Here is a 24,675-nt window from a genome sequence, read left to right as displayed (position 1 = left end):
ACCTTATGCCTTCCCTACAATTTCTTCCGCTAAACTTTTATAACTTTTAGCACCCACACCATCTGGATCATAGTAGTTGATCGGTTTTCCAAAGGACGGTGCTTCTGATAATTTTACATTTCGCGGAATGACAGTTTCATAAACTTTTTCTTTGAAGTAGTTACGAACATCTTCTGCTACTTGGTTTGCTAAGTTGGTTCGTTTGTCATACATCGTAAGGAGAACACCTTCCAGTGCCAGAGAAGGATTCCACTGTGACTGCACGAGAGAAATAATTCTCATCAACTGCGAGAGTCCTTCGAGTGCAAAGTATTCTGTTTGTAAAGTGATCATCACTGACTGCGAAGCACAAAGAGCATTGATAGTGAGCACACCGAGAGAAGGGGGACAATCGATTAAAATATAATCATAAGATTCTTTGATCGAAGCCAAAGCATCTTTCAATTTAAATTCCTTCTTATCCATTCCAAGGAAGTCGACTTCCAAACCCGAAAGGTTGATGTTCGAAGGAATGATATCTAAATTGTTTACGAAAGTTTTTTGGACAGCTTCTCTTGCAGAGAGTTCTCCAATCAAAACTTCATAAGTAGTTTTATGTAAGGACTGCACTTCCAACCCAAGACCTGAGCCTGAGTTTCCTTGCGGATCAATATCGAGAAGAAGAACTTTCTTTCCCAAATCAACAAGATTGGATGCCAAGTTAATCGCTGTGGTCGTTTTACCGACTCCACCTTTTTGGTTACTGATAGAAACGATTTTACCCATTCTTGCTTTTAGTCTCCTTTACGATTTCTTTCCAGTCGCGGGGGTATCCCTTTTTAGGAAGGGAATTCTTTTGCAGTATTTTGATATGTCTCTTTCCCACAAACTCTAATTCGGGAATGGGAATTTCTTTTTTCAAATAGAAACCATTGTTGGTGAGAACCTCTGTTTCTTTCTCCAAATCTTGGTAGGGTTGTGCAAGGAAGGGACATAAGATTCCTTTTTGTTTCACCATCCGTGCCGTCACTTCCGCTATGTATGGGTAAGGAACCATCGCTCTCGAAGTGACCACGTCAAAATTGGAATTGATCTCCTCGGTGCGTGCGTAGATAAACTCGACTCGCTTTTTCACTTTAGCAAGACTTCCACTTTCTATTTCAGTTTCTAAAAGTGCCAGTTTGCGTTTCTGAGAATCAACGAGAAAGACATGCGGTGCTTTTTTCAAAAGGGCAAAAAGAAAACCGGGAAGCCCGGGCCCTGTTCCTACATCGGCCACGTTTGTTTCACGTGAAACATATCCAGTGCTTTTTAGTTTCCAAACATAGATCATCGATTCCAGAATATGTCTCTCTAGTATTTTCTCAGAATCATTTCGAGAAAAGAATCCTCCCTTCTCATTATCTCGTTTCAGAAACTCATAAAAATTCTTCACTAGTTCCCAATCAAACTCAGGTTCGAGAGATGGGAATAGGGTAGGGATGATGGCTTGGATTTCTTCTTGGATCGTTTTTTCTGACATAATCTCGTTATCGTTTTAAATGAATTCGCCGATGTCTCCAGTAGGAGAACTCTTTTCCATGATTCGAATCATTAGTTTTTTAATCATCCTTTCCTTTCCCATTTTAGGTTACACTCCCGGCAAGTGGTCCCACAAAGATGCATACCTTTTCAAAAAAATTAAGAAAGTTCCGACTAAAGAAATCGTCCGCAACGCAGAAGGACAGGTGGTTTATGTCGCTGAGTATGAATACAACACTGATGGAAAGTTGATCAGCGAAACTTATTCAGATAAAGAAGGGAAAGGGGATGGAAAGACAACTTTTCGTTACACCGATGGACTCATCTCTAGTGAAGAAGTCTATGACAACGGTGGCCATCTTGTTGAGAGAAAAGATTTTCAATTCAAAGGTCGTGCTCTGAAAAAAATGAATGTCAAAGATGGAGAAGGACGATTACTCATTGTTTATTCCATTGAGAGTGATGGAGAAGGAAATGTTTTTGCCGCAGAAGGTAAAAACTTAGAAACTAAAGACAATGAATCCTTTCGCTTTCAAATCGATCCGAAACATCCCAATGTTCAAATCCAATACCTAACTGATGATAAGAAAAAAGGTCTTGGTGAAATTCATTTCAAGTTTGATGCAAAGGGAAATCTTGTAGAAAGAGAATTCTTTCAGGGAGAAAGCCGTCGGGTTCATAAACTCAAATACAAAGCTGATGGAATTTTGGAGTCCCATTCGTTTCACGTGAAACAAGGGGACAATTGGATCCTGGAAAAGACTCACGTACTTGTTTACGACTAAAAACATTGAACCTTGTCTCCACGGATCATTTTGAAAATCGCCAGACAGTCAGAGCCGATTTAAAAATTAGGAACTGAGATCAGCAATCTGACTTTTAAGATCGCGTGATACTCAAAGCAAAAGACAAAACGATTTAGCTGAATTCAAAGTTTGATTTTAGGAACTTCTAAAGTAACTCTTGTGAAGCATAAAGTTTCAGTTCATGGGTTTTTGAAAACAAGCCATTTAGTTTCTGGATGCAGCGTGAAATTTTTGATTCAGGAATTAGATTCAAAGAGGATAAAGAAAAACCAAGAGGGGAGTCCTTCTTGGTTTTTTAATTTGCGCAGGTTGGTCTTTTGGTTTTTGTTATCGTCTGTCCACCAAATGATAAAGTAATAGATCTACATCGGAAGGATCCACACCAGAGATATGAAGAGCATTTTCTAAATTCAAAGGTCGATGTTTTTCTAACTTCACCACAGCTTCAGTCTTCAAACCTTTCACACTGGCATAATCAAAATCAGAAGGGATCTGAAAGTTTAAAAACTTATTACGATACTCGATGGTTTCCAACTCACGTTTCAGATATCCTTCGTATTTGACTTCCATTTCCAAAACTGCCTTTTCATCTTCGTTCAAAGATTCAAGGTCAGAAAGAATCGGTTCGATATCTTTGATTTTGATATCGGATCGTTTTAAAAACGAAGCCACGGTATGACCGAATTTATAATTTTCAATCTTCCGTTCTTCCAAAACTTTCGTAAGTTCTTCGGTAGGTTTCATCGAAGTCACAAACATCTGTGATTTGATTTTTTCAATCCGTGCGTAACGATCTTTCATATCCATATAGAGAGACTCGTCCACAAGTCCCATCTCATATCCATACTGCATGAGTCTTCGATCCGCATTATCTTGGCGAAGGAGTAGGCGATATTCTGCACGACTGGTAAACATTCGGTAGGGATCTTCCACTCCCTTATAAACCAAATCATCCACAAGAACTCCGATATAAGATTCACTGCGTTTGAAAAGAATGGGCTCTTCTTTTCGAACAGAACGAATCACATTGTAGGCAGCAACCAGCCCTTGGGCTGCAGCTTCTTCGTAACCTGTAGTGCCATTGATTTGTCCTGCGTGATAAAGGCCTTTGACTTTCTTTGTCTCCAGAGTTGGGTTTAGTTCTGTTGGATCCACAAAATCATATTCGATGGCATAACCCGGACGCATGAGTTCTACTTCTTCCAAACCTTTGATACTGCGAAGAAACTTCCACTGCACTTCCTCGGGCAAACTTGTGGAGACACCATTCAGATACATCTCATTGGTTTCATAACCTTCGGGTTCGATAAAAATTTGGTGACGATCTCTTTCAGCGAAGCGAACTACTTTGTCTTCAATGGAAGGACAATATCTGGGACCAATACTTTTGATCTGACCGGAATACATAGGAGAGTATTCTAAGTTTTGTTTGATCAGTTCATGAGTGGTGTCGTTGGTATAAGTGATGTAACAAGGAATTTGTTTGCGATCGATCTTCTTTGTGGAAAAAGAAAATGGACGCGGGTTCTCATCTCCCTCTTGTACATCTAGTCCATCAAAGTTGATAGAGTTTTTATGAACACGAGCCGGTGTTCCTGTTTTTAATCTTCCCAGTCGCAATTCAAAACGTGCCAGTGTGTGCGAAAGTCCCTTAGTCGTTGGCTCACCAATCCGGCCAGATTCTTTTTGGTAAGTTCCAATATGAATCACACTGGATAAAAAAGTTCCTGTCGTTAGGATCACATGATTGGTATAAAATGTAAAACCACGACCAGTGATGACACCGGTCACTTGGTTTCCTTCCACAATCAAATCCTCCACTGTGTCTTGTCGGATGGAGAGTGTTTTTAATTTTTCCAACTGGTGTTTGACCATCAGTTGGTATTGTTTTTTCTCCGCTTGCGCGCGAGGTGCCCATACCGAAGGACCTTTGGATGTGTTTAACATCTTAAATTGAATTCCAGTTTGATCGATCACTCGGCCCATAAGTCCACCGAGGGCATCGACTTCGCGAACCATATGTCCTTTGGCAATTCCACCAATCGCAGGATTACAACTCATCTGCCCGATGGTATCTAAGTTCATTGTGATGAGGAGAGTTTTGAGACCAGCCTTAGCAGAAATGTAGGCAGCTTCTGATCCGGCATGGCCTGCGCCGACAACGATACAATCAAATTGGTTGGGATAAAAGGATGGATTCATATTATGTCTTCTTAAGTATTCGTTCGTATCAAAAACGAGTGCGAGTAATCATTCCTGATCTACTCTTTAGAACGATATCAAAACCAACGGCCTAAGCTTCGAGAGAAAAAAAGATAAAATTCATTTTCTAATTTTGAAACTTCAGAAGATTGGAGTGATAGGAATCTCAATGGCTCAGAATTCATTCCCTTATACATACTTTGAAGGAAAGATCGTTCCTTCCGAAGACGCGAAAGTCAGTGTCCAAACCCATGCCTTACAATATGGAACCGGCGTTTTTGGTGGAATCCGTGGATACTACAACGAAGCGAAAAAAAATCTCTATGTCTTTCGATTGCCGGAACACTGCAAGAGACTTGTGAACTCCACAAAGATCATGCAGCTTCAAATCAAAATCACACCTGAAGAAATCCAATCCATCATTTTGGATCTACTTCGAAAAAATGAAGCAAAACAAAACGTGTATCTCAGACCTTTTATTTATACTTCTGCCTTACAACTTTCTCCAAGATTTCATGATGTAAAAGCTGACATCACTGTTTATGCTTTGAAGTTGGATGACTACCTCGACACACAAAATGGTCTTACAACAATTGTTTCTTCTTGGCAAAGATTTTCCGATAACCAAATCCCCACTCTTTCGAAAGTCAGTGGTGGGTATGTAAACTCTGCTCTTGCAAAATCAGAAGCGGTTCAAAATGGAATGGACGAAGCCATCTTTTTGGATGCGAGAGGATTTGTATCCGAAGGATCAGCAGAAAATCTTTTTATCGTTCGGGATGGAGTGATCCATACACCAACCATTCCTTCTTCCATCTTAGAAGGTATCACTCGTCGCAGTATCATTCAAATTGCAAAAGACTTAGGAATCCAAGTAGTCGAAAGAGACATCGCTCGTTCGGAGCTATACATTTCTGATGAATTATTTTTTTCAGGCACTGGTGTGCAAGTGGCTTGGGTGAAAGAAGTGGATCGAAGAATCATTGGAGATGGAAACATAGGTCCCATCACAAAAAAAATCCAATCGATTTTCTTTGAAGCGGTTCGCGGCGAACAACCGAATTACATGAGCTGGCTCACTCCGGTATACTAATCACTATGTCTGATACTTTGTTTTCCTTCGACCAAGTGTCAGGCCAAGATGTTGCACTGACCTACTTAAAATCTTTTGTAAAAGATAGATCCAGAATTCCAGGATCGATTATCTTTCACGGTCCTGATGGAGTAGGGAAGTGGATTGCCGCAGAAAGATTTGCAAGACAACTTCTTTGTTTGGAAGGAACCTCTTGTGGAGTTTGTGATTCTTGCCGCCAATTTATGAAAGGAGTCCATCCCGACTTCATTCAATTTCCCCGAAGAAAAAACATTGCGATTGGAAAAGAAAAAGATCCAGAAGACTTCACCATCCGTTGGCTATTGTCCTCACGGATTCCTTACAAACCTCATACTTCAGATTACCGGGTGGTTTTATTTCCCGAAGCCAACCGCATAGGAAATGAAGCAGAAACCACACTTCTAAAAACTTTAGAAGAACCTCCTCCACATACAAAGTTTATCCTCATCGTCAATGACTTACGAAATTTAAAACAAACCATTGTATCACGATCCGTTTGTATTCCATTCAACTATCTCCCCCAAGAGGAAATCAAAAAGATTCGTAGAAATGAAATTTCTGAATCCAAACTTTACTATGGTGGATCACTCAATCCATTTGAAATCTCAGATGAATTTTTGGAAGAGTGGCATGAGAACGTGAGAGAACATTGCCATGATTCCATTTTGTTATTCAAATTGGAGAATTGGGTGCGCGACCAGTTAGGAGAATTTCGAGCTAGCAAAGAAGGGCTTACTGGTATTGATTTTTTAGAGATGATTTGTCTTTTACTTCTCTATGAATACAGACAAAAAAACTTTGAAGCCAACGTAGGGCGAATCGAAGCCATCCTTGATTTCAAAATGAAGCTACATTATGAAATTCCTGCACTTGAGTATGTTCTTTTATCACAACTTTTTTTAAGACTGGCTACTTAATAAAGAACACCTAACAAACAATAATCGATCAAAACCCAAAAATACTTTTAGAGACATAATTTTTTTATCAACGTCGACTATTTTTTCTAGTTTGGATCGTTTCTCGATTTTTCATTTGAATTCTACCTACTTGCTAAAAGTATAGTACCCGATTTCACATTTAGGGCGGGAAACTTGGACATACGTTGGGAAGAAATTTTAGAAGAAATATCGAAACAGATACCTCCCAAGTACTTTTCCAATTTCATTGCGCCACTCCGATTTGAGAAATCAGAAAACCAAATGGTGCATTTGACAGCTCCGTCCACGGGAATCAAACGCCATGTGGAAACCAAGTATATCAGTTTCATAGAAGATGCCGTCTATCAAGTAATAGGTGATCGTCTTCGAGTATCCATTCTTGCAGAATCGGAGGCCTCCACACAAATTTTCAAGGAAGTCATCCAGTCAAAATTCGATGAATCTGACTCGGACTTAAATCCAGAGTTTATTTTTAGTAATTATATTACTTCTGATTCCAACCGGATTGCTTTTACAGCGGCCAAAAGTGTAGCTGAGCAACCAGGAAAATACAATCCACTCTATATCTTTGGCCCAGTGGGTGTTGGAAAAACACATTTACTTCATGCTATCGGAAACGAGATCAAAAAAAAGGATCCATGGAAAACAGTTCGTTATGTGAACAGCACCTCATTTTTGAATGAGTTTATTTTTACGGTTCGCCAAAACAACCGCGAGTCACTCGAATCATTTAAAATTCGTTACCAGTCTTATAATGTTTTACTCTTTGATGACATTCAGTTTTTGAATGGGGGAGCTGAAAAAACCCAAGAGGAGTTTTTTGCCCTATTTAATTTCCTTTATGATAGAAAACGTCAGATTGTCATCGCATCGGATAGGCCAAGTTACGAACTTCCGTTACACGAAAGGCTCAAATCCCGATTTGTGCATGGTCTCCAGGCGGATGTCAAATCCCATGACCTAGCCCTTCGCATCGAACTTTTACGCGCTAATTTTTCCGAATTCAATATTCCTGCCAGTGACAAACTTCTCCTTTGGCTCGCCGAACGTTTAGAAGGTGATTCCAGGGCCCTCATTGGCATTGTGAATGATTTGGTTCTGTACAAAAAAGCCTATGAATACTTTTTACTCACGGAAGAGAAAATTCAGGAAATAGCAGAAGCCCGATTTCTCACGAATAAAAAGAGAATTGGGTTCAGCCCCGACATGGTCATTGATTTGGTTTGTGAAAGAACAAATGTAGCCCGCAAAGACTTACTAGGGAAGAGCCGAAAGGCCGATTTTATCCCACCTAGGCATTTGTGTATGCTCCTCCTTCACGATGTCCTCCATGTTCCAAAGGCGCAAATTGGCAGAATTTTTTCGACCACGCACTCCACTGTCATCCACGGAATCGATAAGTTTAAAGAACGGACGAAAACGGACCCGCAATGGGAAGACATTTTCCACTCCATCAAACACAAGATAAGTTTCCAATAACCTGTAACTAACCCGATTGCAACCTGTCGATAAACTGTCGATAGGACATAGTCAGTCCTTATTGTCGCCTAAGAGTCGTCTTAACTGTTCAAAGCGACATAAATATTGACACTTGCAAAAAGGAAAAAAACTGACATAATTCAATAAAAATTGATGTTTCCAGGCTTTATCGACATACTGACAGAACCAACGGAAACGACATAATATATATAAAGATATATAATATAAATAAGAAGAAGAGGAAAAATGAAATTCACTGTCAATACTACAGACTTCCTAAAAGCAATCAACTCAGTGGATGGTGTCATCTCAGTTCGAGAGATCAAGTCGGCTCTTTCCAATTTGAAAATCCAAACTGGCGATAACGAAGTTTATCTTTCTGCGACAGATTTAGAAATCGCAATCAAAACTTCTGTTCCATCCACCATTGGAGAAAAAGGAACGGCATCATTGCCCGCAAAACAACTCTCCAGTATTTTTAAAAATTTAAACTTTGATACAAGTTTACTTACAACAACTGACCAATCAGAAAATTCTGAGACAACTATCACTGATGCTTCAGGAAAAATGGATACTAAGTTTAAAGTGAATGGTATCGATTCGGAAGATATCAAAACCATTCCTAAAGTAGATGAGTCAAGTGTAGTAGAGTTTCCTTGCCAAACCATTCGAGAGATGTTTCGTAAAACTTCTTATGCGATGGCGATTGAAGAAACTCGTTTTGTATTCAATGGTCTTTTTTTGAAACCGGATAACACAGACTTGATTGTTGTGGGAACCGATGGACGTCGTCTTTCAAAAATTGTGCGTAAGTTTCCAAAACAATTTCCATTTAAAAATGGTGTGATCATTCCCCACAAAGCAGTTCGTGAAATGTTAAAAATGATGGAAGGGAAAGAAACAGCAAAGATTGGTTTTGTAGAAGAACAAATTTATGTTTCTTCTGGAAACGTAGAGCTTCTCTTCAAACTCATTGATGGGAACTTTCCTGATTATGAACAAGTCATTCCTAAACAAACATCTGAGTCTGTTCGAGTTGTTAAAGCTGACTTTTTAACTTTTTTAAAACAAGCTTTGATTTCTGCAGAAGAACCTTCGAAACAAATTCGTTTGGCTTTTACAAAAGGAAGTGTGAATATCAGTTCTTCCAATCCAGGAACTATGATGTTTGATCACAACATGCCAATCGAATACAGTGGAGAACCAATGACCATTGCCTTTAAGGGTGATTATTTGAGTGATGTGGTAAAAGCTGTGGATGATCCTGAAGTGATTTTAGAGTTCACAACTTCGAGCGCACCAGTTTTATTTAAAGATCCTTCGGATAGTGATTTTGTTTCCGTTATCATGCCAATGAAACTTTAATGTTTCTAAAAAAGATTTACATAAAGAACTTTCGTAATCACGAAGAAACAGCATTAACTTTTCAATCACGTCTTATCTTTTTTATTGGCAACAATGGAGAAGGTAAGACAAACCTTCTAGAATCCATCTCCCTTCTTTCTTATTTAAAAAGTTTTCGTGAATCGGATCAAAACCAACTCCTTCGTTGGGAGACATCTGATACTTTCATTCGGGCTGAATTTGAATCGGAAGGAAATGAATATCTTTTTGAATACGGAATTGAACATTCTTATTCCAAACGAAAGAAATTAAAAGTCAATGGGGAAGAGTTTAAAAAGATTTCTGATTATGTGGGATACTTTCGTTCGATTGTGATGAGTCCACCAGACATTCTCATCATTGAAGATGGGAACGTGGAAAGAAGACGATTCTTAGATGCTTTTATCTCTTCCACAAACCGTTATTATCTCAAACAACTCATTGAATATGATAGGCTTGTCAAACAACGAAACGCAGCTTTAAAAAAGGAAAATTCTACAGATCGAGAAATTGGAATCTGGGATGAACCCATCATCGAACATGATGCGGAAATTCGAGAGATTCGAACGAAAACCATCGAAAGTCTTTCTGGATATTTTCATAAAAACTTACAACAGTTAAGTTCAGGAAAGGATCCCTTCTTTTTAACTTATAAACCAAACCTATCCTCTAAAGAAGAGCATAGACAAAGGTTGATCGATAATTTGCGAAAAGACAGAGCCATCGGTTACACGAGTTGCGGCAATCATAGGGATACACTTCCTATCGGATTTGATGACAAGGACCTCAGTGGGTTTGGATCCCAAGGGCAAAAGCGAAGTGCCGTCATTGCTCTAAAAACCGCTTGTTTTCAAATGATCCGTGATACTACAGGAGAGGCGCCAGTCCTTCTCATTGATGACATCATTCGGGAACTAGATGTCAAACGAAGAGAATATTTTGTGAATTTGATTTCGGAATGTGGACAGGCATTTTTTACCACTACAGATTTAGAAGGAATCAATGAATATGTCGGGAACCTAACATTGGATAAAGAAATTTACCAAGTGGAAAACGGCAAAGTGAAGGTGTATTCGCCAAAATGAAGAAAGTGGAACTCTCAGAACTCTTCCAAAGTTTGGAAAAAATGGGTATGGATCGGGAAGCAGTCTTTCGGGACCAGATCCTAAAAAAACTCCGCTTACAATGGAATGAGATCGTGGGAGAGTATTTTGGCAAACAGAGTTTTCCCAAAACCATCGATGGTAAAAAACTCACAGTTGTTTGTCGTCACTCCATGATCTCCCAGGAATTAGAGTTTCAAAAGGCCGAACTTCTGACCAAAGTGAACTCAATTACGAACCCGGTTTTATTGGAGAAAATCCATTTCAAAACGGGAAACGAATTCCAAAATCCTAGGACTTAAAGCCACCTAAATCCCCCCGATTTCACTTGCCGTTCGAAGGTCTTTCTAGGATACTTCCTTTAGGGTATCTTATAAATCTATGTCCAACCAAACCGATCCAAACGCCTATTCAGCCTCGAAAATCAAGATCCTAGAGGGTCTCGAAGCGGTCCGGAAACGTCCCGGAATGTATATCGGAACCCAAGATGAATCCGGCCTACATAAGATGGTTTATGAGGTTGTGGATAACTCAGTGGATGAGGCTATGGCTGGCCACTGTACTGAGATTGATGTTCGTATTCTTCCTGATCATATCATAGAAGTGAAAGACAATGGTCGTGGAATTCCTACGGGAATCCATCCCGACAAAGGTAAGTCCACAATTGAAGTGGTTCTTACTATTTTACATGCCGGTGGTAAGTTCGAAAACGATGCGTATAAAGTTTCTGGTGGTCTTCATGGGGTGGGGGTTTCAGTAGTCAACGCACTCTCGACATATTTGGAAGTGGAAGTACACCAAGAGGGTAAACTCCATTACCAAAAATACCAGGCAGGTGTTCCTGTAGAAGATGTGAAAGTAATTGGCGATACGACGCATCGTGGAACAGTAGTTCGCTTTAAAGCAGACGATACTATTTTTACGACGGTTGATTTTTCCTTTGATACCTTATCTGCAAGATTTAGAGAAATTGCTTTCTTAAATAAAGGACTTCTTATTCGCATTGAAGACCAAAGAAAAGAAGAAGTTGCTAAACATGAGTTTAAGTTTGATGGCGGGATTGTTTCCTTTGTGGAATATATCACAGAATCAAAACATCCACTCCATAAAGTTTTACACTTTGTGGGAGAAAAAGAAAATGTTTGGGCAGAGATTGCGCTTCAATATTGCGATACATATAGTGAAAATATTTTTTGTTTTACCAACGCTATCAATAACAACCTAGGTGGAACCCACTTAGAGGGATTTAGAACGGCACTTACAAGAACTCTCAATGACCATCTAAAGAAAGACCAAATTCTTTTTAAAAAACAACCCAATGGTTTGCAAGGGGATGACATTAAAGAAGGGCTTTGTGCAGTCATTTCGATTAAAATCCCGCAGCCGCAATTTAACTCACAAACAAAAGAGAAGTTAGTAAATGCGGAAGTGAAAGGTTTAATGCAAACCATCACGGGAGAAGGACTCAATCGTTTCTTCGAAGAGAATCCTGCTGTCATCAAAAAGATTTTAGAAAAATGTATCTTAGCATCTAAAGCTAGAGAAGCTGCAAGACGTGCTCGAGATCTTACAAGAAGGAAAACCGTTTTAGAGGGTGGTGGTCTTCCTGGAAAACTTGCGGACTGCTCTGAAAAAGATCCTGAACATTGTGAATTGTATCTTGTCGAGGGAGACTCGGCGGGTGGATCAGCAAAACAAGGTCGGGATCGAAATACCCAAGCCATTCTACCCTTAAAAGGTAAAATCCTAAACGTCGAAAAAGCACGTTTGGATAAAATTCTTTCGAACGAAGAAATTCGAACCCTAATCACTGTTATGGGAACAGGAATAGGTGATGATGAATTCAATGTTGAAAAACTTCGTTATAAAAAAATCATCATTATGACAGATGCGGACGTGGACGGATCGCATATCCGAACACTTCTATTAACTTTTTTCTTTCGGTATATGAAACCAATCATTGAACAAGGATCTTTGTTTGTGGCACAACCTCCATTATATCTTTTGAAGTTTGGAAGAGAAGCTGTCTATGTTTACTCTGACAGGGAAAAGGAAGAAATTCTTAAAGCAAGACCCAATGACAAAGTTGTGATCCAACGATACAAAGGACTTGGAGAAATGAATCCAGAACAACTTTGGGATACGACTATGGATCCAAAAGAACGTGTTATGCTACAAGTCAAGTTACAAGATTTTGTAGAAGCAGAAGATACATTTAATATCCTTATGGGAGATGAAGTTTCTCCTCGCCGTCGTTTCATCGAAGCGAATTCTTACAAAGTTGGAAATTTAGATCTTTAATCGGAATTAGGATAAAAAAATGACCGAACAAAACGGCCAAGAAAACGAATCAAACAAAACCTTAGCACTGAATCTTTCCGGTAGACCAGACGTAGCCGGTGCACTAAAAGCCGGTGTGCGGGTCATTCCGGTTGAAATTGAAGACCAAATGAAGGAAGCTTACCTTGATTATGCGATGAGCGTAATTGTAGGTCGTGCTCTTCCCGATGTTAGGGATGGATTAAAACCAGTTCATAGACGAATTCTTCATGCGATGAATGAAAGAGCCTGGAGATCAGATCGTCCTTATGTAAAATCTGCAAAAATTGTTGGGGAAGTAATTGGTAACTACCACCCTCATGGTGACTCAGCTGTTTACGAAACTATGGTTCGTATGGCTCAAACTTTCTCGATGCGAGAAACTCTGATCGATGGTCAAGGTAACTTTGGATCCGTTGACGGGGACAATGCAGCTGCTTATCGATATACAGAAGCAAGGCTAACAAAACTTGCAGAAGAACTCCTAAAAGATATCGAAAAAAATACCGTAAGATTTTCACCAAACTTTGATGATACGAGACAACAACCGGATGTATTACCTGCCAATTTTCCAAATATTTTGGTGAATGGTTCTACGGGAATTGCAGTAGGTATGGCGACAAACATTCCTCCGCATAACCTAAAAGAGTCGGTAAATGCTGTAATTGCGCTCATTCAAAATCCTGATATCACTCTTCCTGAACTCATGAAAATTCTTCCGGGTCCAGACTTTCCTACGGGGGGAACTATTATTGGTGGAGAAGGTCTATACCAAGCTTATGCAACGGGAAAGGGTTCCATTCGGATTCGTTCCAAAGTAGACATTATCGAAAATAACAAAGGTCGCGAGATCATTGTTATTAATGAAATTCCTTATCAAGTAAACAAAAAGAACCTACTCGAAAAAATTGGGGACTTGGTGAATGAGAAGATCATTGAAGGGATTTCAGAAATTCTAGATCTTTCGGACAGGAAGGGAATTCGTGTTGAGATTCACATCAAAAAAGATGCCAATGCTCAAGTCATTCTGAACCAACTTTTCAAACTGACCCAGCTACAAGTAAGTTATGGAATCACTATGCTTGCGATTTTGGACAACCGTCCAAAAATCTTCTCTCTCAAAGAAATTCTAAAATCCTATGCTAACCATAGAAATGAAGTCGTTATCAAACGAACTGAATTTGATTTAGACAAAGCACAGAAAAGAGCCCATATCTTAGAAGGATTACGCATTGCACTTGATAATATCGATGAAGTGATTCGTATCATTCGTGCCTCGAAAGATGCAAGAGAAGCACAGGGCTCTTTGATGTCGACTTTTGCTCTCTCTGAGTTGCAAGCAGACGCCATTTTGGAAATGCGTTTGCAAAGACTTACCTCACTGGAAGTACAAAAAATCATAGAAGAGTTAGAACAAGTAAGACTTCTTATTGCTGATTTGGAAGATATCCTTGCTAAACCAGAACGAGTGAAGTCGATTATTTGTGATGAACTTGGAAAAGTGGCGCAGTCTTTTGGAAATACACGTTCTACAGAAATCAGCCTAGAGTCTTTAGAATCCTCAACCTTTAACGCAGAAGATTTAATTGCGGATGAAGAAGTTGTCGTTCAACTTTCGGAAGATATGTTTATCAAACGTCTTCCTATGGATACTTTCCGACGCCAAAAACGCGGTGGGAAGGGAGTTCAAGGAATCTCGACTAAACGAGAAGATTTTGTTAAAAAATTAAGTAGTGCCATGACTCATGACAACTTGATGCTCTTTTCAAACAAAGGCCGAGCATTCCTCATGAAAGTTTATGAATTGCCCATTGGTTCGAAAGAAGCCCGTGGTAAGTCGCTTAAAGCTGTGATCAATTTGAATGATGATGAAATCATTACATCGTTATTCACATTTAGAAACTTTGATGAATCCTACCTCCTTATGGTTACAAGAGAAGGATTTGTGAAAAAAATCCAATTGGATGAATTCACAAATACGAAAAAATCAGGAATCATTGCAATCGGACTTCGGGATGGAGATGAACTTATCGATGTGATTGCAAATCCAAATAATTACGATGTCTTTATCGGCAGTAAAAATGGTCTCGCCATTCGAATGAATTTGAATGAACTGAGGTCCCAAGGTAGAACTGCTTCGGGTGTTACAGCGATGAAGTTGGAAGAGGATGATGCGATAGCTGGGATTACGAAAGTAGAACCGGATACTACGTTATTCTGTATTTCTGAAAATGGATTTGGTAAACGCACGGATTTCGAAGAATTCTCAACCAAAGGTCGTGGTGGTAAAGGGATGACTTACTTTAAGATCGGTGAGAAAAATGGAAGGTCTGTTGGCATTGCCACTGTGAAAGAGGACGATGAACTTCTTGTCATCACTCAATCCGGAATGGCAATTCGCGTGGAAGTAAAAACAATTTCTATGGTGGGACGTTCAGCCATGGGAGTCAAAGTTGTGAATACCAAAGATGAAGACTTTGTAAAAGATTTCGCTGTTGTTAGAGATTCGGAATCAGAACCTGAATAGTTAAAGAGATCGTATGATTACCATCGGGAATGTAACAATCAAAGGTGACGTTGTTCTTTCTCCGATGGCTGGAATTTCTGACAGTCCCTACAGACAAATTTCCAGACGTTTCGGCTCTGCCTTTGCTTATACAGAATTTGTTTCCACGGAACAGCTGTTAATGGGAAATACAAAGTCCCTCGATATGTTCCGTTATTTAGAAACGGAACGACCCATTTTTTTTCAAATTTTCGGTTCCGATCTAGAAACAGTTGTAAATGCTTCAGAAATTGCTGCTTCCAAAAATCCAGATGTGATAGACCTTAATATGGGCTGTTCTGTGGCTAAGGTCTCTCATCACGGCTCAGGAGCAGGGCTCTTGCGAAATGTTCGTTTGGCTGGAGCTATGATCGAAGGAATTCGCAAGAAAACAGGCCTCCCTGTCACGGCTAAGATTCGACTTGGTTGGGATGCAAATTCCTTAAACTACTTAGAAACAGTCAAAGTATTAGAAGGTTCAGGTGTATCTGCGATATCTGTTCACGGTAGGACAAAAGCGATGGCATACTCTGGTTCTGCAGATTGGAATGCTATTGCCGAAATTAAATCGAAAGCGAATGTTCCAATCTTCGGAAATGGAGATGTTGCTAGTTTTACGGAAGCTTTAGATAAGAAAAAAGAATATGGAGTGGATTTGGTTCTTATTGGTCGTAAAGCCATCGGAAACCCATGGATATTTTCTAATGCACCAAAGGAAAACAGAACTTGGCTAGAGATAAAAAATGTGATTCTAGAACATCTAGATCTTATGTTAAAATTTTATCCATCCGAAGATGATTATGCTTTGATCCTTTTTAGAAAACACTTTATACGGTATATAGAAAACATTGGTTTTCCGAATGAAACAAAAAGAGAATTATTGGCGATCACAAATGTGAATCAATTTATAGATAGATTGGAGTCTGTTTCTATGGATTCTAATTTTTTGGAAATAAGCGAAATAAAAAACGAGAATATAAACTGTGAAACGTTTGTTTAGTCTCGCGTAGAGGAAGTTAAAATGGCAGATTCAAGACAGTCAATATTTTCAGATAGTTATAGTAAATATGGCGGAGTGAAACAGAAACGTAAAGATGCAAGAGTGAAATTAGATGTACCTTGCACAGTCGAACTTATAAAAACAAAAAATACTCCTGTTACTGGACATCTTTCTGATTTAGGTACGGGAGGTTTAGCTTTCCAAACAACCGCAATCTTTTATGAAGGTGACCAAGTGAAAATCCAGTTCTCTCTACACCAAAATCCTTTAGAGATAATCGGAACTGTTCATCGTACGGCAGGTAAGACCACATCAGTAATCTTTCAACCATTAGGTGCTGCAGAACATAAAATCGTCCAGGAATTCATCCACAAACACTACTTTGACCCAAAGACAAAAAAGTAAACTTTTACGAGGGCAAAAAAAAGCCTCCCAATGAGGAGGCTTTTTTGAAACCTTAAGTTACAACAGTCAGATTACTGAGCTGCAGTTGCCTTTGCTTCAAGAGCTTTTTGTCCACCTGCATAACGCAAGTATCCAACACACTGACATTCTTCCCATGTTTCAGGTTCGCCAACATTTGCGCAAATTCCTGTTTCGTTGTTAAGTGAGCAGCAGTCATAAACCCCAACACCTTTGATGATACCTTTAGATTCAGAAACAATTACGGAACCTGTGGATTGACCATCAGATACACCGGATGCTTGTTCTAAATATTCACCCAAGATTTTTTTCAAACCATCACCGGCAACTTGAAGTCGAGCTGCTTCACGGCAAGTGGATTGTTTCATTGCAACTGAGTTAGCTTTGATTGCTTTGTCAGAAGCACGTGCAGAAAATTTCATGTAAAGATAATCGTATTCTTTCTCTTTTCCTTTGCAATACTCAGCAGGGCTTTCACCACGTTTTGCAGCAGCGGCGTCAGGTGCACAAGCCCAACCTTCAAAAATCCAACCATTTTTACCTACGGTCGTAGCGTCTCTTCTGCCTCCATCATTGGATCCGCAAGATACAACAAATGCGATTAGAGAGGCACATACGATAAGCGATTTCTTCATAAAGAATCTACTCCTTTTCCGAAGAATTTGACCCTATAAAAACACCTTGTCAATCTTTTCTCAAAGAAAACGAATGATGACCGAAGGATAAAGATTTACATTTTCCCTCAATAGACCGATTCTAATTTTATGTCTCGCCGGCCCTTCCGAATCCCCTATGTTTTGATTCTTATTTTTATTGCGTTCTTTCCCGAATATACTTTCGGGAAAGAAATTTCTATCCTACCTGCTTACATTTCTGGCGAAGTTCCTCCAGTTCTTGGATCCAGACGTGAGGCAGGATTCGAACTGTCCCGACTTTCACGACATTATCTGAAGCGAAATTTTTTTACAGAAATCACCGATCCTAAATTGGTAGAAACGTATTTAAATGAAACGGAATGGAATGAGGAAGCAGATCTAAAAGACCAGGATTTGTATTCTTATTGCAGTGAATGGGATTCCCATTTTGTGGTTCAGGACCAGATTGATTTTGGAAATCCTATTCTTGTTAAAACTGTCATTTACAATTGTAAAAATCAAACCAGACAAACGGTTCAATCCAAACTCATATCAAATTTTGTATTAGCTTATGAAAAACATAACGATAAGAGTTTCCGATTTTTGCCACCACGCTTCTACGAAAAGAAAAATAAAATTGCTCCAAATTATGAAATTTCTCTCTTTATTGATATTCATTCCTCCTATGCTTATTATAAAAAAGATGTTCTGAAGAGTTTATCTTCGATGTATGATCAGGATGGATTGTACCTAGGTGTTACTCTTATCAAAAAGGATAAAACCGTAAGTATTCCTCCAACAAAAGAGCATACTGAAATTAAGAAACTGATGGAAGAAACTGGATGGCAAGGGAATAATCAAACTGAGTCTGTGGTTTCCGCATTACAAGGATTAAAATCAAAAGTTGCTTCTGGAAAAAAAGAATCAAGAAAACTATTCCTACTGCTTTCCTCAAGTGTTAAAGATAAATCAGGTTCGATTATTATGGCTTTGAATGATCTCCGCCATATAGAAATTGAACCTATCATTCTAATTCCTAACCATTCTGATCTTAGTACCATTAGAGAATTGCAACGGATTGGTAAAGCAAGTAATAGTCGCGTTGTAGGCATTACGGAATATCAAAAGATTGGAACTTCAGAAGGATATGAATACTTGTATTTAAACCAGTTTAATGTATATTCCTCTGTGGAAGAGTTACAGTTGCCTTTTAACTGGAACCAAAACCAAATCAAAAAATACGATGCCTCTTTAGTTCGTGCTGCAGTAGACGTAATTACACCGTACAATTTATATCTAGCTTATGAAAAGATTGCAGATAAACGTGTTTTAGAAAAAGAAGAAATCAAAACAGATTTGGAATATTTACTTCGCACAGAATCGAATACGGACCAATCAGAAAAAGATAGATTTCAAACGGTTCTCTTAGAATCCAAAGGTGAAGCTATCTGGATTCAATTGCCTTACGATGTTGCTGTTACCAAAGGAAAAGAATACTTAGTACAAACTACCTTTGTTCTGGATCCTCTATCGACTTGGGGTGTGAAAAATGCACCTGCAGAAACAAATTTGTTAAAAGTTAATACAACCTATCCTAAGACACTGATGGTGAAACCTTCGCAGGCGAAAAAGTTTTTAGATACAAATAAGATCAGAGAATTTAACGGATATATACAAGGGACAGTGAGTGTCATCAAAAAGAAATAAATCCAATACAGAATGGATTTGTGGCGGATCGGATATACAAAAGATTCGTAACCAATGGATCGAAACAACTAACTCAAATTTACCAATGTTAATCATCGGAGAAAGAGGAGTTGGTAAAAGTTTTTGGATTCGCAAAAGCTTGGAACAAAGGAACATAACAGAAAATTCTATTGTAAGCTTGGATTTTCAATATCCATTTTCTTTCGCAGATTCCCTAGAGAAAATTAAATCTTCTAAACAAATAATCACAATTTGCATTGATCGGATCACTAAGGCAAAACCGGAAGATGTTCTTCAATTACAGCAGTGGTGGAAATCGGAAAAATATGAAGAAAAATCGAAAGTTTTTTTATATTGGGAAATTCATTCTGATGAGCTTGAAATTCTAAATCAAAAGAATGTGTATTCTGATTTTTATGACCAACTAAAATCCTTTCGTTTTGAAATTCCAAATCTCAAGAAAAGATTATCCGAATTACCGCAGTTTGTTTCTCAATTTTTAGAAGAAGCGAATATTGAGTTAAATAAAAAGATCACAGGTATAGAAGAAGAATTTTTTATATTTTTTAAAAACAAAACTTTCACCTCAAATCTTTCCGAACTTAAGGATATGATCTTTGCACTGGTAGGTTTCTCTTCTGGAAAACAAATACATTGGAAACAGATTCCTTCTCATTTTTTTGAGAACCAATTATCTGAATTAGAAGTAAAACCAGGAATTAGTTTAGAAGTTTATGAAAAAGAAATCATAAAAGCCAATTTGATTTATACAAAAGGAAATAGAGAAAAAGCAGCTAAGTTACTTGGAATTTCAGAAAGAAATTTATATCGTAAACTTCATGAATATCAATTAGAAGATCTTTCTTGAAGTAAAGAAAACAAATGCATTATTTTTTGTAAAAAATAGTTTTTCCCTTCTTCGTCCCGAAGACCTGATTTGAATTTAATATTCATCTCGATCACTTGGTCATAAAATTGATCTAAAATTTTATCTGTAAATATTGCGGAATCGGATACCAATTGGCGTCTTACAAAGTTTTTTCTAGCATCCGAATAACTTCCTGTTTTTAAAAGTTCATCCATAAGTGGAATTGGAACTTCGCCGTTATGTCTAGATCGAATGACTTTGATTTTACGAATTTCATCCAATTTGTAAGTGAGTCTTGTGAGAAAACTAAGTATCTCTGAGTTTTGATCGCTAAATTTAGTAAACTCTTTGAAAAAATCTACTTTTCGCTTTTGAATTAAAGACTCAACAAGTATGTTTGTATTGAGTTCGTTTTGGCTAAATAGAACTGCATTTATATCTTCAATTGTAAATTTAGAACGATGTAAATATTGTTTTAATTTTTTAACACTCTTTAAATAGGCACCGACATTTGCAGGAACTCTATGTATGAATTCATCGGATGCATTGGATTCAAAATGCACTTGTTCCTGATCACAAACATCTTTGAATACTTTTGGATAATCACTTGGGTATAAAAATTTTGTTTTGTAATAGTTCAGTGTACTTTGAAAAAGTTGAATCAAACTTTGTGGGATATCTTTACTATCGTAGTGAACTAATAGAAAAATTTCATCAGATACTGAAGTAATGTTTTTTCGAAATCCAGATGCAAAGTCTTTCCATTCCTGTGCGGACTTTGTATCAAGAATAGGTTTAAAAAGTGCCGTTGCTTGTTTGACTATGATCAGTTTGCGCGGATAAAACATATCAGGCGTGAATAGTTCTGCAAAGAGTTTTGCCTGTTCGCCGGATTCAGAAACAATCAAAATGATTTCGTAAGTTCCTGCGGATTTGGAAAGCGTTTCCTTGTAATGATCAATGATGAGTTCAAATTCATAGGAGTCTTCCCCCGAGTAAGCAAAAAACTGGGGTAAGTTCGAAGTTTGGGTTTTGAAGAGTTGGAAAAGAGAGGTAAATTCCCTTGCTTGCGATTTTTTTGTTTCCATTTTCTGTAAACCGGTCTAATCTTTCGTTAGGATCAGGGCGATATTCATACTATGGAAATCTCAAGTAATGTGGCAAGAGTTTCAGGACTGGGCGAACCGTATATGTATGTGTCCCCCACATACAATACCCAAGCAGTCGAACAAGTAGAAGCGATTCAGTCGCGGGCCTACCAACCTAAATATGTTTCTGGTGAAACAGAAAAAAAAGCGGCGGAAATCCAATCTACCCCGGATGCAAAAGCATCTTATAAACCTGGAAATTTAGTCAATCTCTACGCCTAAAGACCCTTCCCAGAAAGGCAACCACACCGAAGAATGCGAAAAAAAACTTCGGAGTGGGAATCCCATAACATTCGTATACGAGCCTTCTTTAGAAAACACCGGCCCATCTTCATCTTGGATTCCGTAAGAACCTGCCTTATCAAAAGGTTTGCATCGCAGAATATAGTCTCTGATTTCCTCTTCCTTCCAATTTTTGAATTCGATAGTGGTTTCTTCATAAAAGAAATCAGTGCCAAAATTCGTTCCAAGAGCAGCTCCTGAAAAAACAGAATGTTTGTTCCCTGAAAGAATTTTTAGAATGCGAATGGAATCTTCCAAATCGATTGGTTTGTGTAAAATTTCATTCTGAAAGACCACAATGGTATCAGCAGCTAAATATAAGGTATTTTTATCTCTCAAATTTCCCAGTTTAGAGTGAACCATTCGTTCTAAATAAACTAAAGGGAGTTCTCCTGAGTTTTGGGTCTCATCAATGTTTGCTGGTTCCACCAAAAATTGGAATCCAAGATCCTTTAGGATTTGAATTCGTCTGGGTGATGCCGATTTGAGTATAAACAAATTCTTGCTATTCCTTAAGGGTTATTGTTTCATTTCATTATGATGAGTCCTCGACTTTTGGCTATTTTTTTATGGGCATTCGTTTTAGTTTTTGGATGTAAACGAGGTGATTCGGAAGACATTCAAGATTGTAATCCCATTGCGGATTATTACGATAAAGGAACCCACTACATAAGAAGAGATTTAGTTCGGGACGATAATACTTTAGATTATAAAAAACTTATGGAAGACACAAAACCTCAAGCTAGCGATTGTTATCCTTCCAATCATGAGGTAAAATGAGTTTGTTTGATGTAAAAGGAAAAACAATTTTAATCACTGGTGCCAGCCGTGGCATTGGAAAGACAATGGCACTAGGTTTTCGTGATGCGGGCGCTATTGTATATGGTGCAGGATCTCGGCCAGAATCTATTGAATGGATGTCCAAAGAAGGGATCAATGGAGTAGTGCTGGATGTTCGTAATGAAGGCGCTGCCTTTGAAGTGATTGGCCAAATCAAAACGAAACACGGAAGGCTTGATACACTCATCAACAATGCAGGGATTGCAACCAACACTCCTGCTTCTGGATTCAAAGAAGAAGAACTACAAAATATTGTCCAAACAAACTATGTCGGTGTCTTTCGCAATTGTCAGGCATATTACAAACACCACAAAAAAGAAGGTGGGAACATCATCAATGTGGCTTCAGTTTTGGGTATGGTCGGAAGTAAACTTGCTTCCGTATATTCGGGAACAAAAGGAGCCGTCATAACACTTTCCAAAGCGTTGGCTATCGAATGGTGTAATAATGGCTACCGAGTGAATGTAATTTGCCCAGGACTCATTGATACCGAGATGACCGATATGATTAAAGATAAAGAATTTATCATGAAACAAGTGCTTGCTGGAATTCCTATGGGTCGATTGGGAAAACCAGAAGAAATTTTAGGAGCTGCAATTTATTTGGCATCCGATTCTTCTTCTTACATGACGGGCCAATGCATTGTTTTGGATGGGGGACTGACTGCACAGTAGCAGCAATTGAAATTATGATTTTATACCTTCATCCAGAAAATCCAGAAGTTCGAAAACTAAAACAGATTTCGGAAAGATTAAAGGATGGAGCAGTCTATATCTTCCCAACGGACACAGTGTACGCTATAGTAGCTGATGCACACTCGAAGTTGGGAGTAGAGAAAATATACACAATTCGTAAATTATCCAAAGACAAACCTCTTTCCTTAATGTGTAAAGATATCTCGATGGCTTCTAATTTTATTGAATACCTTCCCAACTCAGCATATAGGTTAATGAAAAGAGTCACTCCTGGTCCTTTTACTTTTGTTTTAAAAGCCAATAAAAACTTACCGAAACCATCGGTGGCCCACCATAGAGATCGACAAATTGGAATTCGAATTCCTGACCACATTTATCTTTCTGAACTTTTAAAAATCCATGATTCACCCTTAACATCCACATCAGCATTTTGCGATGATGAGTTTATTATCGATATTGATGATCTAGAAACCATTTATGGAAACCAGGTTGAGGGTATTATCGATGGAGGGATTGTAAAAACAGAACTTTCCACAATTGTCCAAATCAATGATGACTCCATCGGTTTAATCCGTGAAGGAAAAGGTTACGAATTGATTTTTTCTGAAATTTCTAATACTTAAGAATCAGATAGGATTAATTGAGCTGCAAGTATCATAGATCGAATCATCTAATCTAAAAAACCAATCCTGGAATTTTTTTAAGATGAGATTCATACGCATACATTCGTTTTTCTGATTGTTTTGGAACCTTTATTGAAACTTCATTCTGTTTGTATTTTTGAATGGGTATGATTTTATAACCATGCGGGAATACCCAAACAGGATCTGTTGTCACATTTTTGATTTTTTTCCGTTGTTGTGAATCAATCTCTATTTGAAACGAAAGGATGATTCCTCCATCTGTTGCATCTCTATTTTGTGCTGATAAAAAGTTTCCGAGAGAATAGGCAACCAACCTGTCTTCTAAGTTTTTATCTTCTTGGAACAGGTCCACTCTCTGGACTACATGGGGGTGGCCTCCGATAATGATATCGGCACCGGTATCTAGTCCAATGTTAACCCATTTTGTTTGTGAATTATCTGGTTTCTCTTCGTATTCTTTTCCATAGTGATACCAAAGAATCACAAAATGGATTCCATTTTCTTTGGCAATACGTACGTCTTCTTTAATTGTTTTTTCATCTAACAATCGTACGATTCTTTCATTTTTTACCGGAATTCCATTTGTGGAATAAGAGTAGTTATAAATCGCAATCTTGATTCCATTGATTTCCTGAAAAAAATCTTTTCGTTCCAAGTAATCTGAGTTTCCTTTATAGGTCCCAATGGGAATCATTCCTTTATTGAAAACAGAATCTATTGTGTTATCGATTCCAAAAGGACCTTTGTCAGCAGAATGGTTGTTCGCTGTAGAAAGAATGTCGAAACCCGCATTTTGAATGCCTGTTAAAAAACCTATGGGGGAACCAAATCTTGGATAACCGCTGAATTCATTTGGGTCAAAGGCAATCGTAGTCTCTAAATTTCCTAGAGTGAGATCAGCATCTTGTAATAGATTTGAAACGAATTCGAAACTACCGGTAGAATCATAGTCTTTTGTTTTCTGTCTATAATAAGTAGAGATTTGCGAGTTGTGACACATGAGATCGCCCACTACTTTAATTCGCACTTGCCTCGAAAAGTAAA

General features: G+C 38.3%; 24 protein-coding genes. 17 read left to right on the top strand and 7 right to left on the bottom strand.

Translation table 11 applies throughout. The features are described 5' to 3' along the window. Nucleotides 1-3: 3 nt before the first annotated feature. Entirely contained in the window at nt 4-765 is a 762-nt protein-coding gene (locus tag LEP1GSC195_RS14280) for a ParA family protein (protein WP_002972914.1), read from the bottom strand. Beyond that, nucleotides 758-1,501, bottom strand: coding sequence for an RsmG family class I SAM-dependent methyltransferase (locus LEP1GSC195_RS14275; protein WP_015682486.1), 744 nt, complete (start codon nt 1,499-1,501; stop codon nt 758-760). The genes LEP1GSC195_RS14280 and LEP1GSC195_RS14275 overlap by 8 nt, the downstream gene beginning before the upstream one ends. 58 nt (nt 1,502-1,559) lie before the next feature. Between LEP1GSC195_RS14275 and LEP1GSC195_RS14270 the strand changes: the two genes are divergently transcribed. Continuing rightward, the gene (locus tag LEP1GSC195_RS14270) at nt 1,560-2,285 is read left to right on the top strand and encodes a hypothetical protein (RefSeq protein WP_015682497.1); all 726 of its coding nucleotides are present in this window, start codon (nt 1,560-1,562) and stop codon (nt 2,283-2,285) included. A 348-nt stretch (nt 2,286-2,633) separates the two neighbouring features. Here LEP1GSC195_RS14270 and mnmG read toward each other — a convergent pair whose 3' ends face one another. Beyond that, nucleotides 2,634-4,508 (bottom strand): tRNA uridine-5-carboxymethylaminomethyl(34) synthesis enzyme MnmG, encoded by a 1,875-nt coding sequence (mnmG, locus tag LEP1GSC195_RS14265; protein ID WP_015680781.1) that lies wholly within the window; start codon nt 4,506-4,508, stop codon nt 2,634-2,636. A gap of 169 nt (nt 4,509-4,677) precedes the next feature. Here mnmG and LEP1GSC195_RS14260 point away from each other — a divergent pair, with 169 nt between their 5' ends. The 10 genes from LEP1GSC195_RS14260 to LEP1GSC195_RS14215 all read left to right on the top strand — a co-directional run bounded on the left by LEP1GSC195_RS14260 (nt 4,678) and on the right by LEP1GSC195_RS14215 (nt 16,794). Continuing rightward, nucleotides 4,678-5,601, top strand: coding sequence for a branched-chain amino acid transaminase (locus tag LEP1GSC195_RS14260; protein ID WP_015681742.1), 924 nt, complete (start codon nt 4,678-4,680; stop codon nt 5,599-5,601). A 5-nt stretch (nt 5,602-5,606) separates the two neighbouring features. Then, on the top strand, nt 5,607-6,539 hold the full coding sequence (locus LEP1GSC195_RS14255) for a hypothetical protein (RefSeq protein WP_015680916.1): 933 nt from the start codon (nt 5,607-5,609) through the stop codon (nt 6,537-6,539). A gap of 174 nt (nt 6,540-6,713) precedes the next feature. Next, nucleotides 6,714-8,039, top strand: a complete 1,326-nt coding sequence (gene dnaA, locus LEP1GSC195_RS14250) for a chromosomal replication initiator protein DnaA (RefSeq protein WP_015682801.1) — start codon at nt 6,714-6,716, stop codon at nt 8,037-8,039. A 246-nt stretch (nt 8,040-8,285) separates the two neighbouring features. Further along, entirely contained in the window at nt 8,286-9,404 is a 1,119-nt protein-coding gene (gene dnaN / locus LEP1GSC195_RS14245; protein WP_015682002.1) for a DNA polymerase III subunit beta, read from the top strand. Next, nucleotides 9,404-10,507 carry a DNA replication/repair protein RecF gene (gene recF / locus LEP1GSC195_RS14240; RefSeq protein WP_015682472.1) on the top strand — a complete coding sequence of 368 codons (1,104 nt, stop codon included), beginning with the start codon at nt 9,404-9,406 and terminating at the stop codon, nt 10,505-10,507. The genes dnaN and recF overlap by 1 nt, the downstream gene beginning before the upstream one ends. After that, nucleotides 10,504-10,827, top strand: a complete 324-nt coding sequence (locus tag LEP1GSC195_RS14235) for a DUF721 domain-containing protein (protein WP_015681029.1) — start codon at nt 10,504-10,506, stop codon at nt 10,825-10,827. Before recF ends, LEP1GSC195_RS14235 begins: the two co-directional genes overlap by 4 nt. Before the next feature lie 79 nt (nt 10,828-10,906). Then, entirely contained in the window at nt 10,907-12,826 is a 1,920-nt protein-coding gene (gene gyrB, locus LEP1GSC195_RS14230; protein WP_015681538.1) for a DNA topoisomerase (ATP-hydrolyzing) subunit B, read from the top strand. 19 nt (nt 12,827-12,845) lie between these two features. Next, nucleotides 12,846-15,371, top strand: a complete 2,526-nt coding sequence (gyrA, locus tag LEP1GSC195_RS14225; RefSeq protein WP_015682327.1) for a DNA gyrase subunit A — start codon at nt 12,846-12,848, stop codon at nt 15,369-15,371. Nucleotides 15,372-15,384: 13 nt separating this feature from the next. After that, nucleotides 15,385-16,389 carry a tRNA dihydrouridine synthase gene (locus tag LEP1GSC195_RS14220; protein ID WP_015680502.1) on the top strand — a complete coding sequence of 335 codons (1,005 nt, stop codon included), beginning with the start codon at nt 15,385-15,387 and terminating at the stop codon, nt 16,387-16,389. A 21-nt stretch (nt 16,390-16,410) separates the two neighbouring features. After that, the gene (locus tag LEP1GSC195_RS14215; RefSeq protein WP_015681310.1) at nt 16,411-16,794 is read left to right on the top strand and encodes a PilZ domain-containing protein; all 384 of its coding nucleotides are present in this window, start codon (nt 16,411-16,413) and stop codon (nt 16,792-16,794) included. A 71-nt stretch (nt 16,795-16,865) separates the two neighbouring features. Here LEP1GSC195_RS14215 and LEP1GSC195_RS14210 read toward each other — a convergent pair whose 3' ends face one another. Then, entirely contained in the window at nt 16,866-17,447 is a 582-nt protein-coding gene (locus tag LEP1GSC195_RS14210) for a lipoprotein LipL21 (RefSeq protein ID WP_002972335.1), read from the bottom strand. A gap of 129 nt (nt 17,448-17,576) precedes the next feature. On the opposite strand from LEP1GSC195_RS14210, the gene LEP1GSC195_RS14205 reads away from it, so the two are divergent. Further along, nucleotides 17,577-19,154, top strand: a complete 1,578-nt coding sequence (locus tag LEP1GSC195_RS14205; RefSeq protein WP_015682638.1) for an LIC10012 family protein — start codon at nt 17,577-17,579, stop codon at nt 19,152-19,154. Then, nucleotides 19,135-20,022 (top strand): helix-turn-helix domain-containing protein, encoded by an 888-nt coding sequence (locus LEP1GSC195_RS14200; protein WP_015681517.1) that lies wholly within the window; start codon nt 19,135-19,137, stop codon nt 20,020-20,022. The genes LEP1GSC195_RS14205 and LEP1GSC195_RS14200 overlap by 20 nt, the downstream gene beginning before the upstream one ends. Here LEP1GSC195_RS14200 and LEP1GSC195_RS14195 read toward each other — a convergent pair. Next, complete coding sequence (locus tag LEP1GSC195_RS14195) at nt 20,001-21,110, bottom strand: DNA polymerase III subunit delta (protein ID WP_015681042.1); 1,110 nt, start codon at nt 21,108-21,110, stop codon at nt 20,001-20,003. The genes LEP1GSC195_RS14200 and LEP1GSC195_RS14195 overlap by 22 nt on opposite strands. Nucleotides 21,111-21,161: 51 nt before the next feature. On the opposite strand from LEP1GSC195_RS14195, the gene LEP1GSC195_RS14190 reads away from it, so the two are divergent. Next, nucleotides 21,162-21,392 (top strand): hypothetical protein, encoded by a 231-nt coding sequence (locus LEP1GSC195_RS14190; RefSeq protein ID WP_015682083.1) that lies wholly within the window; start codon nt 21,162-21,164, stop codon nt 21,390-21,392. Here the strand turns inward: LEP1GSC195_RS14190 and LEP1GSC195_RS14185 are convergent. Beyond that, nucleotides 21,372-21,950: a Maf family protein gene (locus tag LEP1GSC195_RS14185; RefSeq protein ID WP_015681470.1), complete on the bottom strand. Its 579-nt coding sequence runs from the start codon at nt 21,948-21,950 to the stop codon at nt 21,372-21,374. The two genes, LEP1GSC195_RS14190 and LEP1GSC195_RS14185, sit on opposite strands and share 21 nt — an antisense overlap. A gap of 39 nt (nt 21,951-21,989) precedes the next feature. Between LEP1GSC195_RS14185 and LEP1GSC195_RS14180 the strand changes: the two genes are divergently transcribed. Genes LEP1GSC195_RS14180 through LEP1GSC195_RS14170 form a run of 3 tightly spaced genes read left to right on the top strand, consistent with a single transcriptional unit; the run spans nt 21,990 to nt 23,610 of the window. Continuing rightward, nucleotides 21,990-22,232: a hypothetical protein gene (locus LEP1GSC195_RS14180; protein ID WP_198012803.1), complete on the top strand. Its 243-nt coding sequence runs from the start codon at nt 21,990-21,992 to the stop codon at nt 22,230-22,232. Then, nucleotides 22,229-22,966, top strand: a complete 738-nt coding sequence (locus tag LEP1GSC195_RS14175; protein WP_040506763.1) for an SDR family NAD(P)-dependent oxidoreductase — start codon at nt 22,229-22,231, stop codon at nt 22,964-22,966. The genes LEP1GSC195_RS14180 and LEP1GSC195_RS14175 overlap by 4 nt, the downstream gene beginning before the upstream one ends. Before the next feature lie 14 nt (nt 22,967-22,980). Further along, the gene (locus tag LEP1GSC195_RS14170) at nt 22,981-23,610 is read left to right on the top strand and encodes an L-threonylcarbamoyladenylate synthase (protein WP_015680580.1); all 630 of its coding nucleotides are present in this window, start codon (nt 22,981-22,983) and stop codon (nt 23,608-23,610) included. A gap of 52 nt (nt 23,611-23,662) precedes the next feature. On the opposite strand, the gene LEP1GSC195_RS14165 is transcribed toward LEP1GSC195_RS14170, so the two are convergent. Beyond that, nucleotides 23,663-24,658, bottom strand: a complete 996-nt coding sequence (locus tag LEP1GSC195_RS14165) for a CapA family protein (protein WP_084597431.1) — start codon at nt 24,656-24,658, stop codon at nt 23,663-23,665. Between the last annotated feature and the right edge of the window lie 17 nt (nt 24,659-24,675).

The sequence above is a fragment of the Leptospira wolbachii serovar Codice str. CDC genome, assembly GCF_000332515.2.
GTDB classification, from domain to species: domain Bacteria; phylum Spirochaetota; class Leptospiria; order Leptospirales; family Leptospiraceae; genus Leptospira_A; species Leptospira_A wolbachii.
The sequence above is the reverse complement of the archived record's forward strand: the minus strand, read 5'-3'. Positions and strand labels throughout refer to the sequence as shown.